Source organism: Janthinobacterium sp. GW456P (assembly GCF_002127655.1).
GTDB lineage: Bacteria > Pseudomonadota > Gammaproteobacteria > Burkholderiales > Burkholderiaceae_D > Janthinobacterium.
This window is the reverse complement of sequence record NZ_NEHB01000048.1, coordinates 16177-27785: the sequence shown is the minus strand read 5'-3', so window position 1 is coordinate 27785 and position 11609 is coordinate 16177. Positions and strand designations below refer to the sequence as shown.

General features: G+C 64.0%; 13 protein-coding genes. 9 read left to right on the top strand and 4 right to left on the bottom strand.

Going from position 1 to position 11609, the window contains the following annotated elements; all coding sequences use genetic code 11:
- The 6 genes from CBW66_RS27435 to CBW66_RS27410 all read left to right on the top strand — a co-directional run.
- A partial coding sequence (locus CBW66_RS27435; protein ID WP_172403006.1) for an FUSC family protein occupies nt 1–1399 on the top strand: 1399 nt, incomplete at its 5' end.
- Between the two features lie 269 nt (nt 1400–1668).
- On the top strand, nt 1669–1854 hold the full coding sequence (locus CBW66_RS27430; protein WP_086140822.1) for a hypothetical protein: 186 nt from the start codon (nt 1669–1671) through the stop codon (nt 1852–1854).
- 90 nt (nt 1855–1944) lie between these two features.
- Nucleotides 1945–2310, top strand: a complete 366-nt coding sequence (locus tag CBW66_RS27425) for a glutaredoxin family protein (protein ID WP_230492239.1) — start codon at nt 1945–1947, stop codon at nt 2308–2310.
- A 31-nt stretch (nt 2311–2341) separates the two neighbouring features.
- A complete protein-coding gene (locus CBW66_RS27420; RefSeq protein ID WP_086140821.1) occupies nt 2342–2533 on the top strand; it encodes a hypothetical protein in 192 nt (63 codons plus the stop codon).
- Between the two features lie 91 nt (nt 2534–2624).
- Complete coding sequence (locus CBW66_RS27415; RefSeq protein WP_086140820.1) at nt 2625–2825, top strand: hypothetical protein; 201 nt, start codon at nt 2625–2627, stop codon at nt 2823–2825.
- Nucleotides 2826–2915: 90 nt separating this feature from the next.
- Nucleotides 2916–3104, top strand: a complete 189-nt coding sequence (locus CBW66_RS27410; RefSeq protein ID WP_034749095.1) for a hypothetical protein — start codon at nt 2916–2918, stop codon at nt 3102–3104.
- Nucleotides 3105–3167: 63 nt separating this feature from the next.
- Here the strand turns inward: CBW66_RS27410 and CBW66_RS27405 are convergent, their stop codons facing one another.
- The gene (locus CBW66_RS27405; protein ID WP_086140824.1) at nt 3168–3722 is read right to left on the bottom strand and encodes a cob(I)yrinic acid a,c-diamide adenosyltransferase; all 555 of its coding nucleotides are present in this window, start codon (nt 3720–3722) and stop codon (nt 3168–3170) included.
- 152 nt (nt 3723–3874) lie between these two features.
- Between CBW66_RS27405 and CBW66_RS27400 the strand changes: the two genes are divergently transcribed.
- From CBW66_RS27400 to glcF, 3 genes are read left to right on the top strand one after another with little or no spacing between them, the layout of a single operon-like run.
- Complete coding sequence (locus CBW66_RS27400; protein WP_086140819.1) at nt 3875–5365, top strand: FAD-linked oxidase C-terminal domain-containing protein; 1491 nt, start codon at nt 3875–3877, stop codon at nt 5363–5365.
- 16 nt (nt 5366–5381) lie between these two features.
- The gene (glcE, locus tag CBW66_RS27395; RefSeq protein ID WP_086140818.1) at nt 5382–6452 is read left to right on the top strand and encodes a glycolate oxidase subunit GlcE; all 1071 of its coding nucleotides are present in this window, start codon (nt 5382–5384) and stop codon (nt 6450–6452) included.
- Between the two features lie 6 nt (nt 6453–6458).
- On the top strand, nt 6459–7694 hold the full coding sequence (gene glcF, locus CBW66_RS27390; RefSeq protein ID WP_086140817.1) for a glycolate oxidase subunit GlcF: 1236 nt from the start codon (nt 6459–6461) through the stop codon (nt 7692–7694).
- Here the strand turns inward: glcF and CBW66_RS27385 are convergent.
- From CBW66_RS27385 to CBW66_RS27375, 3 genes are all read right to left on the bottom strand, one after another.
- A complete protein-coding gene (locus tag CBW66_RS27385) occupies nt 7687–9795 on the bottom strand; it encodes a bifunctional diguanylate cyclase/phosphodiesterase (RefSeq protein WP_086140816.1) in 2109 nt (702 codons plus the stop codon). The two genes, glcF and CBW66_RS27385, sit on opposite strands and share 8 nt — an antisense overlap.
- A gap of 184 nt (nt 9796–9979) precedes the next feature.
- A complete protein-coding gene (locus tag CBW66_RS27380) occupies nt 9980–10465 on the bottom strand; it encodes a glutathione peroxidase (RefSeq protein ID WP_086140815.1) in 486 nt (161 codons plus the stop codon).
- A gap of 1 nt (nt 10466) precedes the next feature.
- A complete protein-coding gene (locus tag CBW66_RS27375) occupies nt 10467–11606 on the bottom strand; it encodes a PilT/PilU family type 4a pilus ATPase (protein ID WP_170932931.1) in 1140 nt (379 codons plus the stop codon).
- Nucleotides 11607–11609 lie beyond the last annotated feature (3 nt).

The window sequence follows — 11609 nt, the reverse complement described above, 5'->3', positions numbered from 1 at the left end:
GCTGGAAGCGGCGCGGGTGGCGCTGGCCGCCGTGCCGCCCGCGCGCGCGGGCCGCAGCGCCCTGTACGACAACCTGCTGCTGGCGCTCAGCGACGCCGAGCGCATCTTCGCCTACCTGATCGCCGTCACGCATACGTGCGAGCGCGAGCAGCAGCGGCTGCGCCAGGACCCGCGCGCGCGGCGCAGCCTGGAAGTGATGGCCGTGCTGCTGCGCCGCCTGGGGCAAGCCGTGCAGCGCCAGCCGGAAACGCCGCCGCTGGCCTTGCAGCGCCGTCTGGCCGCGTGCGGACGGCGCCTGGAAGCGGCGCTGGGCGCCTTGCTGCCCTTGCGCCTGAACGTCGACATCATGGAACTGGGCTTGCCGCGCGCGGCGCAGCTGCCGTGGCGCGAGGCGGCTTTCCTGGCGCTGGGGCAGGCGTGGCAAACGGCGAAAGTCAACGCCACGCCGCAGTCGCTGAGCTGGCGTCACGCGGCGCGCGTGTCGCTGGCGACGACGGCCGGCTTTTTACTGGTCGAGGCGCTGCACATTCCGTTCGGCTACTGGGCCACCATGGCCACCTTGTTGATATTGCAGCCGTCGGTGGCCACCACCTGGCCGCGCGGCATCGAGCGCGTGGCGGGCAGCGTGCTGGGCGCCGTGCTGGCCGTGCTGATCGGCCTCGTCATCTACACGCCGCTCGGTATCTCGCTGGTGGTGTTTCCCCTGATCGTCGCCACCATGGCCTTGCGCAGGGTCAGCTACAGCCTGCACGTGCTGTTCATGACGCCGGCCTTCGTGCTGGTGGCCGACTATGCGGCGCCGGCCAGCGAGATGGTGTATGCGATAAGCCGCCTGGGCAACAATGTGCTCGGCTGCGTGCTGGCCCTGCTGGCCACGTTTTTCCTGTGGCCGGACCGCGAGGCGGACGACCTGGATCAGCGCCTGGCGCAAGCCGTGTCGGCCAACCTGAAATACCTGCTGGCCGTGCTGGCGGCCGGCGGTAAATGGGATAGCGCCATCGCGCGCCTGCGCCGCGAGGCGGGGTTGGCCAGCAATAACGCGGAACAGGTCTTGCAGCGCTTGCGCATCGAGCGCCGCCTGGACCGCAGCAGCGGCGTGGGCCTGGCGGCGCTGCGCACCTTGCCGCTGCTGCGCCGCGTGGCGGGCAGCACGGCGCGCATCAGCCTGAGTCCCCAGGCCGAGCCTGCGCCGCCCGAATTGCAACGCTGGATCGCCGAGGTCAGCGGGGAAATCGATGCGCTGCTGCGCGGTGACGCCGATGCCGGCGCGCCTGGCCCTTGCGTTGCCGAGGGCTTGACGGCTCTGCAAGCCGACGCGGTGGCCCAGGTGCAGTTGCTGCGGGGATTATTGCGCGGACATGTGCATGCGCAGCCCGTGAGCCTGCCTGTGCCGGCCTGAATATAGCCGCCGGCCGGCTGCGCCCGCAACCGGCCTTTCCTGCTTGCGGCGCCGATATTGTATAGACGTTTGACGCCTGCCAATCTCTCCAAATTCCACATTCCATGCGCTTTGCCGGTATATTTTCCAAACTGGAAATTTATCGAAATGAAACGTTGACTCTAAAATAAGTGCGGTCTATATTCGTTTTCGTAGCAAGCAAAGATGAAATTTCTTACGACTGGTCTGCCGCGATTACCTGAGGCAATCGCTCACATGGAGAGTAGTAAATGAAAAAGATTGCAGCATTTATTTTCACCCTGGGATTGAGCGCTTCCTATGCCATGGCTTCCGATATCGGCTGCTCTGCCTGCGAGGAAGAGCTGCGGGAATGCACGATGCAAAATGGCGACAGATCCCCATTTTGCATCAGCAGTTACAAAGCCTGCCTGAGGGTCTGCGACATCGGCTCCTGATCTCCGTGCATTGCCAAGCGGCCGGCAAGCGCATGCTGCGTCGGCCGTCCTCGATCATCTACGTCTCTGATACCTATGATGCAGAAAAAAATGAAAACCATCGCCATGTATGGCCTGATCCTCGCTGCCGGCCTGGGCAGCGGTTATGGCCTGTCCTTGTTGCCCGGCTTGTTCAAGGCGAATTACACCGAGGGCAATTACGCGGCGTATTTCCCGAACGCCCAGGCGAAAGTGGTCTTGTATGGCACGGACTGGTGCGGCTATTGCGCCAAGACGCGCGCGTACTTCAAGGAAAACAAGATCGAATTCGTCGATCTCGATATCGAGAAATCCCCGGACGCGAAAAAAGCCCACGAAGCACTCGGCGGCGGCGGCGTACCTGTTGTGCTGATCGGCAACCGCAAGATCCAGGGTTTTAATGCGGGCGCGCTGGAAGCGGCGTTGAAGAAAATCTGACGTTCCAACTTGTTAACTTGAAAGGCTGACCATGTTCAAAAAGATTGCCGCTTTCCTGTTTGCCGCCGGCGCCGCCCTGTCTTTCAGTGTCCAGGCTGGCGGCCCTGACTGCACCTTTGTCTGCGAGCGCAACTTGCTCGATTGCGTGGAATTCGGTCAGCCGGCCTGCATGGAAAATTATCAGGCTTGCCAGAAGGAATGCCTGCGCCCGCCGCATCATTGACGCGCGGAGCCAATACCCGCTTATGGATGGCGCGTAAGGGACGGCGCGCCATGGCTGTTGCTCATCGTCTGTCAATTCAACAGGAGTGCTTATGTTCAAAAAACTGGGTTTCTTTTTGTTTGCCATGGGCGTCAGCGCATCGTATGCGATCGCCGGCGGCGGCGAGCCCGAATGCTATGCGCAGTGTGACGACGATCTGTTGCAGTGCATGACCGACCATCCGACGGCGCCAGGCGCGTGCACCAAGATTCACCGGATGTGCATGAAAAGCTGCGATCCGATCTTGCCGTAGATCATGATTGCCGGCTAAGCAGTACGCTGGGCAGGCCGGCTGCGTCACTTCATCCATCCTGCAGTTCCTCATTTCCACAAAGGAGTACTTATGTTCAAAAAACTGGGTTTCTTTTTGTTTGCCATGGGCGTCAGCGCATCATATGCGATGGCCAGCAGTACCGCCGACATATCCGAATGCCAGTCCGAGTGCTATATGGCGCTCGATGCCTGTGTCATGGAGTTCAGTGTTCCTTCATGCGTCCGCGCCAATAAAGTGTGTCTTCAGGCCTGCGGCTAAGTAACGCCCTGCCAGCCGATAAAGCACGGCGATGCGGTTAGACCGGCATCGCCGTTTTTTATTTCATCCCCGCGTGCGGTCATGTCGCCACAGCACGTCGCTGCCGCCGGCAAAGCGGTTGAGCACGCGCGACAGCACGAACAGCAGGTCCGACAATCGGTTCACGTACTGGCGCGGATGTTCGTGCAGGGGTTCCGCATTGGCCAGCGCGACGATGCTGCGTTCGGCGCGGCGGCAAACGGTGCGGCACACATGTGCGAGCGAGGCGGCGCGCGAGCCGGCCGGCAGGATGAATTCGGAGAGGGCCGGCAGGTCCGCATTGTATTTCGCCAAGAGCGCATCAAGGCGCAGCACGTGCTCTTCCTTGATCAGCTGGTAGCCGGGGATGCAGATTTCTCCGCCCAGGTCGAACAGGTCGTGCTGGATGGCCACCAGCTCGTCGCGCAAGGCGTCGGGCATGGCTTCGCACAGCAGCAAGCCGATATTGGAATTGAGTTCGTCCACGTCGCCCATGGCGTGGATGCGGGCGCTGTCCTTGCTGGTGCGGCTGCCGTCGCCCAGGCCGGTGCTGCCATTGTCGCCCGTGCGCGTGGCGATTTTCGAAAGTCGGTTGCCCATGATGCTGATCCTGTCAAAGAAGAATGGGGGCAGCATACGACACTGCGCCACACCTTGCCCGGCATTTGCCTGCAAATCGGACGAAAAATGCGCTGCGCGCCACTTTTGTGCTTACAATCGTTGCACGCCCATGCCCATTTGCCCTCCAACTTATGCTCAATGCCGCCCCTGAATCCGGATTGACCGCCGCGCGCCAGCAAGCCGTCGTCGCGGCCTTGCTGGCCGTGCTGCCGGCCCGCTGCGTGCTGTCCGACGCCGAAGACACGCGCCCGTACGAATGCGACGGCCTGGCCGCCTACCGCCACCTGCCGATGGTGGTCACCTTGCCCGATACGGAGGAGCAGGTCATCGCCATCCTCGGCGTCTGCCGGGAATTGAAGGTGCCGATCGTGCCGCGCGGCGCCGGCACGGGCTTGTCGGGCGGCGCCTTGCCGATCGCCGACGGCGTGGTGCTGTCGACGGCGCGCCTGAACCGCATCGTGCGCCTCGATGCGTATGCGCGCACGGCCGTGGTGCAGCCGGGCGTGCGCAACCTGGCCATTTCGGAGGCGGCGGCGCCCCACGCGCTGTATTACGCGCCCGACCCTTCCTCGCAGATCGCCTGCAGCATCGGCGGCAACGTGGCGGAAAACTCGGGCGGCGTGCATTGCCTCAAATACGGCTTGACCGTGCATAACGTGCTGCGCGTGCGTGTCGTGACCATCGATGGCGAGGTGCTGGAACTGGGCGGCGAATGCCTGGACTCGCCCGGCCTGGACCTGCTGGCCGTCTTCATCGGTTCCGAAGGCATGCTGGGCATCGTCACGGAAGTGACCGTGAAACTGGTGCCGAAACCGGCCACGGCGCGGGTCATCATGGCCTCGTTCGGCGACGTTGTCACGGGCGGCAATGCCGTGGCCAACGTGATCGCCGCCGGCATCATCCCGGCCGGACTGGAAATGATGGACCAGACGTCGTCGCGCATGGTCGAACCGTTCGTCAAGGCCGGCTACGACATCGACGCGGCGGCCATCTTGCTGTGCGAAGCCGATGGCACGCACGAGGAAGTGGAAGAGGAAATCGCCCGCATGACGGCCGTGCTGGAAGGGGCGGGCGCCAGCGCGATTGCCGTCTCGCAGTCGGAAGCGGAGCGCATGAAATTCTGGTCCGGCCGCAAGAACGCGTTTCCCGCCGCCGGGCGCATTTCGCCTGACTACTACTGCATGGACGGCACCATTCCCCGCAAGCGCCTGGCGGAAGTGCTGACGGGCATCGCCGCCATGGAAACGACGCATGGCCTGCGCTGCGCCAACGTGTTCCACGCGGGCGACGGCAATCTGCACCCGCTGATCCTGTTCGATGCCAACATGCCCGGCGAGTTCGAGCGCGCCGAAGCGTTTGGCGCGGACATCCTGGCCCTGTGCGTGGCCGTGGGCGGCACCATCACGGGCGAACATGGCGTGGGCATGGAAAAGATCAATTCCATGTGCGTGCAATTTACGCGCGCCGAACTCGATGCCTTCTTTGCCGTCAAACGGGCTTTCGATCCGCATGCCCTGCTGAACCCGGACAAGGCGATTCCCACCTTGAACCGCTGCGCCGAATTCGGCAAGATGCATGTGACGGCGGGGCGCCTGCCGTTCGCCAACCTGCCCCGTTTTTAATCTGCCGGAGACTCTTTTGCAAGCAATCGTGGAACAATTCAGGCAGCAGATCCTGGCGGCCAGCGCGGCGGGCAGCCCCGTGCGCCTGCGCGGCGGCGGCAGCAAGGACTGGTATGGCCAGCAGCTCGATGGCGAGGTACTCGATACGCGCGCGTATGCGGGCATCATCGATTATGAACCGACGGAGCTGGTGATCACGGCCCGCTGCGGCACGCCGCTGTCCGAGATCGAGGCGGCGCTGGCCGCGCGCAATCAGATGCTGGCCTTCGAGCCGCCCCATTTCGGCGCTGGCGCCACGGTGGGCGGCGTCGTCGCCAGTGCGCTGTCCGGCCCGCGCCGCGCCAGCGCGGGCGCCTTGCGCGACTTCGTGCTGGGCGCCGTGCTGATGGATGGCCACGGCGAACGCCTGGCCTTTGGCGGGCAGGTGATGAAGAACGTGGCAGGCTACGATGTCTCGCGCCTGCTGGCGGGATCCCTGGGTACCCTGGGGCTGATCCTGGAAGTGTCGCTGAAGGTGCTGCCCCTGCCGCTGCGCGAAGCGACCTTGCGCCTGGCATGCGCGGAAATCGCCGCCCTGCGCATGCTCAATGAATGGGCCGGTCAACCGCTGCCGATATCGGCCAGCTGCTGGCACGATGGCGTCTTGAGCGTGCGCCTGTCCGGCGCCGACGCGGCCGTGTCGGCGGCGCTGCACGCGCTGGGCGGCGAGGTGCTGGCGCACGAAGACGCGGCCGCCTTCTGGCTGTCTGTGCGCGAGCAAACGCACGCCTTCTTCGCGGGCGCGGGCAGCCTGTGGCGCTTGTCGCTGCCGCCGCACGCCAGCGCCGTGATTGTAAAGGGGCGCCAGCTGATCGAGTGGGGCGGGGCGCAGCGCTGGCTCAAGCTCGACGCCGACGCCGATGCGGCCGGCGCGCAAGACATCCGCCAGGCGGTGGCCGCGCTTGGCGGCCACGCCACCCTGTTCCGCGGCGGCGACAAGGCGGTGGGCGTATTCCATCCGCTGGCGCCGGCCGTTGAGAAAATCCACCAGCGCCTGCGGCAGGCTTTCGACCCGGCCGGCATCTTCAACCCGCACAGAATGTATTGAGCGCGCATGCAAACCAATCTCGCCGATTTCATCAAGAATACGCCGGCAGGCGACGAAGCCGAAGCCATCCTGCGCGCCTGCGTGCATTGCGGCTTTTGCACGGCCACCTGTCCCACCTACCAGCTGCTGGGCGATGAACTCGATGGCCCGCGCGGGCGCATTTACCTGATCAAGCAGGTATTGGAAGGCGCGCCCGTCACGGCCAAGACGCAGACGCACCTGGACCGCTGTCTGACCTGCCGCAACTGCGAGTCGACCTGTCCCTCGGGCGTGCAGTACGGGCGCCTGGTCGACATCGGCCGCAACGTCGTCGAGCAGCGCGTGCAGCGCCCCTTGCGCGAACGTGCCTTGCGTTTCGCCCTGAAGGAAGCCTTGCCGCGCCGCTGGCTGTTTACGCCCGTGTACAAGGCGGGGCAGGCGCTGCGGCCCTTGCTGCCAAAAGGCTTGCAGGATAAATTGCGCCCGGGTGCGAATGCGGGGGCATGGCCGGCGCGCCGGCATGCGCGCAGCATGCTGCTGCTCGACGGCTGCGTGCAGCCGGCCATGTCGCCGAACATCAACGCGGCCACGGCGCGCGTGCTCGACGCGCTCGGGGTGCAGTTGATTGTCGCGCCAAAGGCCGGCTGCTGCGGCGCGCTGCGCCATCACCTGAACGACCAGGACGCGGCGCTGGACGACATGCGCCGCAATATCGACGCCTGGTGGCCTTACGTAGACAGCGTGGGCAGCGCGGAAGCCATCATCATGACGGCGTCCGGCTGCGGCGCCACGGTGAAGGAATACGGCCACCTGCTGGCGCACGACGCCCGGTATGCGGACAAGGCGCGGCGCATCGCGGCACTGACGCGCGATCTGTCCGAGATCATGCCGGCGTTTGAAAATGAGCTGGCGGCGCTACTGAAAGGGCGCATAGTGAAAAAAGTGGCGTACCACCCGCCATGCACCCTGCAGCACGGCCAGCAGGTGCGCGGCAAGGTGGAGCAGGTGCTGCGCGCCGTCGGCGTCGACGTGCGCCTGTGCGCGGACAGCCATTTGTGCTGCGGTTCGGCCGGCACGTATTCGATCCTGCAGCCGGAACTGTCGCAGCAGCTGCGCGACAACAAGGTGGCGCACCTGGAAGCGTGCGAGCCGGAGATGATCGTGTCGGCCAATATCGGCTGCCTGAGCCATTTGCAGTCGGGCACGCAGACGCCCGTGCGGCACTGGATCGAGCTGATTGATGCGGCCTTGACGCCTAAATAGGTATTTCGCTGTACTGGGCGATGCGCCATTGCGGCGCAGGAATGAAAGTGTTCGCCCACTCCAGCACGGCGTCGGCCGGCATGGGACGGGCGATGCCGTAGCCTTGCGCCAGGTCGCAGCCGAGCTGGATCAGGCGCGCGCCATGCTCGACGCTTTCCACGCCTTCGGCGATCACCGTCAAGCTGAAGGAACGGGCCAGGCCGATGACGGCGCGCACCAGGTGCAGGTCGTCGCGGTCGTTGAGCATATTGCGCACGAAGCTCTGGTCGATCTTGACGATATTGGCCGGCAGGCGTTTCAGGTAGGACATCGACGAATAGCCGGTGCCGAAATCGTCGAGCGCGAACGTGATGCCCAGCGCCTGGCAGGCGCGGATGATGCGGCGCACGTCCTCGATGTCGTGCAGGGCCGACGATTCGAGGATTTCCAGTTCCAGCATGCTGGCGCGCACGCCGGGAAATTCGCCGAGGATGGTTTCCAGGCGCGAGACGAAGTCCGGTTGCTGGAAGTGGCGCGCCGCGATATTCACGCTGACCACCCAGTGCTTGCCGGTCGCGCTCCAGCGCTGCATCTGCCACAGGGCCTGGCGCAGCACCCATTCGCCGATGTCGATGATCAAATCCGTCTGTTCCACCAGCGGCAGGAATTGCGCCGGCGCCAGCACGCCGCGGCGCGGATGCTGCCAGCGCAGCAGCGCTTCCATGCCCACCACCGTGCCGGCGCGCATATTCACCTTGGGCTGGTAGTACAAACGTAGTTCGCCGTTGATCAGCGCCTGGCGCACTTCCGTGCGCTGGTTGTGGTGGGTGCGTACTTCCTCGTCGAGGTTGGTGTCGAAGAAGTGGTACTGGTTGCGTCCCGTTAATTTTGCCTGGTAGACGGCGTGGTCGGCGTGGCGCAGCAGGCTTTCCGTATTCAGGTCCTTGCCCGCGTAGACGGCGATGCCGGCGCTGGCCGTCATGTGCAGCGCCTGCTGGTCGCACTGGTAGGGACGGCTCAGCTCAGTCATCAGCTGCGTGACGTTCTGTTCGATGCTGGCGATGCTGGCCTGGCCGCACAGCAGCAGGACGAATTCATCGCCGCCCAGGCGCGCCGCGTAGTGGACTTGGCCCGTAAAGCCGTGCAGGCGGCCGGCTACCTGCTTGAGGATTTCATCGCCCGCCTCGGCGCCGTAGCGGTCGTTGATGGTCTGGAAGTGGTCGAGGTCGAACAGGCAGACGGCCAGCAGGCGCTGGCGTTCGCGCGCGAGGAACAGTTCCTGTTCGAAGCGGGCGGCCAGCGCGGCGCGGTTGGGCAGGCCCGTCAGCACATCATTGTAGTTTTGCCAGGACAGCTTTTGCAGCGCCTGTTGCATGTGCACGGTTTCATTCAGCTGTTCGCCCAGCTGGCGCTGGCTGGTCTTGAGCGAGGTCAGCAGTTCTTCGATATCGCCGGCCATGCCGTTGAACGATTGCGACACGGCTTGCGCCTCGGGCGTGGCGCCGGCCGCCAGGCGCACGCCGAAGTTGCCATCGCGGAAGCGGTCGGTCGCCTGCACGAAGCGCGCCAGCAGCTTGCGGTGCGTGGCCAGGATCAGGCCCAGCAGCAGGAAGACGAGCACGATATTGATACTGCTGAGGATGGCCTGTTCGCGTACCCGGTGCCATACCTGTGCCAGGGGCAGGCCGGGCGTGTAATGCAGGTCGAGGATGCCGTCGCCGCCGTCCGGCAGCGCCACCGTCAGGCGGCTGCGGATGGCCGTGATGCCGGCCAGGCGCGCGAACCACGCCGGCACCGTGGCCAGTGTGTCGCCAAGCTTGCTGTCGGCCAGCACCTCGACATGCCCGGCAGCCGTGTCCCAGCGGGCGGAAACGAGGCTGCGGTTCAGCGGCAGGGCGCTGCGCAGCACTTGCCGCACGCTGTCGTGCATCGCGTGACCGTCCGCGTGCACGGCCAGCGGCAGCACGCTATTGGCAAGGAACAGGTCGAGTTGCCGGGCGTCGCTCTGGTAGCGCGCATTGGCCAGCGCCGTTTCCGTGCCGAGCAGGGCGTGATAGCGAACGGCGGAAACGGCAAGTATCAGGAAGAAAATAGGAACGAAGAGGCGGGAATATATGCCCATCCGCATCCATGAAGATAATATTTTCCCAAAGACTGGCATCGTTTTTTGATCGATATCTGCGAATAATTATGCAAACATTATCACCGAAATTTGCTATTGGAAACACAATATTGATATCAAGCATGAAATAAACACGGATTCATTGATTTGAGCAATTATTGCTTTTAATCAAACCGTTGAATGGCTATTCCTGTAGCAATTGCCGAATGTCGTCCGCCAGGCTGGCCGGTTTGCTGGCCGTCGCGTAGCGGCGAAAGACGCTGCCATCCTTGCGCACCAAAAACTTGGTGAAATTCCATTTGATCGACTGCGTGCCCAATATGCCGGGCGCCGCCTGTTTTAATTGCGCAAAGACAGGGTGCGTATGCGGGCCATTCACGTCGACCTTGGCAAACAGGGGAAAGCTGACGCCGAAGTTCTTTTCGCAAAAGGCGCCGATTTCCGCATTCGAGCCCGGTTCCTGCTGGCGGAATTGATTGCAGGGAAAGCCCAGCACGACCAGGCCCTGCTCGTGGAATTCGCGGTACAGCGCTTCGAGCCCCTGGTATTGCGGCGTGAAGCCGCAGGCGCTGGCCGTGTTGACGATCAGCAGTACCTTACCCTTGTAGCGGGCCAGGTCGATCGGCGTGCCGTCCAGCGCCTCGGCCTGGAAATCGTGGATGCTGGTCATGTCAGAGGAGTCCCAGTTTGGTGGCGCCCGTGTGCGGGGCGGGTTCCGGCGCCGTTGCGCCCTTGAGTTTGATCGCCAGGCGCAGGTCGTTGACGGAGTCCGCATTGCGCAGCGCGTCTTCATAGCTGATGGCGCCCGCTTCGTGCAGGTCGAACAGGGCCTGGTCGAACGTCTGCATGCCATGCTCGCGCGATTTTTTCATCAATTCCTTGATCTCGTGCACCTGACCCTTGAAGATCAGCTCACTCATCAGCGGCGAGTTGAGCAGGATTTCCAGCGCCGCCTGGCGCCCGTCGCCGTCCTTGTTGGGGATCAAGCGCTGCGAAATCATGCCTTTTAAATTGAGCGACAGGTCCATCAGCAATTGCTGGCGCCGCTCTTCGGGGAAGAAATTGATGATGCGGTCCAAGGCTTGGTTGGCGTTGTTCGCGTGCAGGGTCGCCAGGCACAGATGGCCCGTCTCGGCAAACGCGATGGCGTGGTCCATGGTGTCGCGGTCGCGTATCTCTCCGATCTGGATCACGTCGGGCGCCTGGCGCAGGGTGTTTTTCAGGGCCGTGGCCCAGTCGTCCGTATCGACGCCCACCTCGCGCTGGGTGACGATGCAGTTGCCATGCGGATGGATGAATTCCACGGGGTCTTCGATGGTAATGATGTGGCCATGGCTGTGCTCGTTGCGGTGGCCCACCATGGCGGCCAGGGTGGTCGACTTGCCGCAGCCCGTGGCGCCCACCATGATGACGAGGCCGCGCTTGCTCATCACGATGTCTTGCAGGATGGCGGGTAAACCGAGCCCATCGAGCGTGGGGATGGCGGTATTGATCAGGCGCAAGACCATGCCTGCCTGGCCCATCTGCACGAAGGCGGACACGCGGAAACGCCCCAGGCCGTCCGGGCTGATGGCGAAATTGGCTTCGCGGCTGGATGCGAACTCGGCCGCCTGGCGTTCGTTCATGACGGCGCGCACGTAGCCGGCCGCCTGCTGCGCGGCCAGCGCGGCGCCCGCCAGCGGCGTCAGCTTGCCGTCGAGTTTGATGGCGGGCGGAAAGCCGGCCGTGATGAACAGGTCCGAGCCGCCCCGTGAGCGCATCTGCGCCAGCAGCGCGTGCATGGCGTCATAGTGTTCGTGCGTCGTCTGCATGGC

What these genes read in the sequence shown, in the direction of transcription:
- CBW66_RS27380 (WP_086140815.1), bottom strand. Translation starts at nt 10,465, where the DNA reads ATGACCAGCATCCACGATTTCCAGGCCGAGGCGCTGGACGGCACGCCG.
- CBW66_RS27410 (WP_034749095.1), top strand. Translation starts at nt 2,916, where the DNA reads ATGTTCAAAAAACTGGGTTTCTTTTTGTTTGCCATGGGCGTCAGCGCA.
- CBW66_RS27405 (WP_086140824.1), bottom strand. Translation starts at nt 3,722, where the DNA reads ATGGGCAACCGACTTTCGAAAATCGCCACGCGCACGGGCGACAATGGC.
- CBW66_RS27385 (WP_086140816.1), bottom strand. Translation starts at nt 9,795, where the DNA reads ATGGGCATATATTCCCGCCTCTTCGTTCCTATTTTCTTCCTGATACTT.
- CBW66_RS27400 (WP_086140819.1), top strand. Translation starts at nt 3,875, where the DNA reads ATGCTCAATGCCGCCCCTGAATCCGGATTGACCGCCGCGCGCCAGCAA.
- CBW66_RS27420 (WP_086140821.1), top strand. Translation starts at nt 2,342, where the DNA reads ATGTTCAAAAAGATTGCCGCTTTCCTGTTTGCCGCCGGCGCCGCCCTG.
- CBW66_RS27415 (WP_086140820.1), top strand. Translation starts at nt 2,625, where the DNA reads ATGTTCAAAAAACTGGGTTTCTTTTTGTTTGCCATGGGCGTCAGCGCA.
- glcF (WP_086140817.1), top strand. Translation starts at nt 6,459, where the DNA reads ATGCAAACCAATCTCGCCGATTTCATCAAGAATACGCCGGCAGGCGAC.
- CBW66_RS27375 (WP_170932931.1), bottom strand. Translation starts at nt 11,606, where the DNA reads ATGCAGACGACGCACGAACACTATGACGCCATGCACGCGCTGCTGGCG.
- CBW66_RS27430 (WP_086140822.1), top strand. Translation starts at nt 1,669, where the DNA reads ATGAAAAAGATTGCAGCATTTATTTTCACCCTGGGATTGAGCGCTTCC.
- CBW66_RS27425 (WP_230492239.1), top strand. Translation starts at nt 1,945, where the DNA reads ATGAAAACCATCGCCATGTATGGCCTGATCCTCGCTGCCGGCCTGGGC.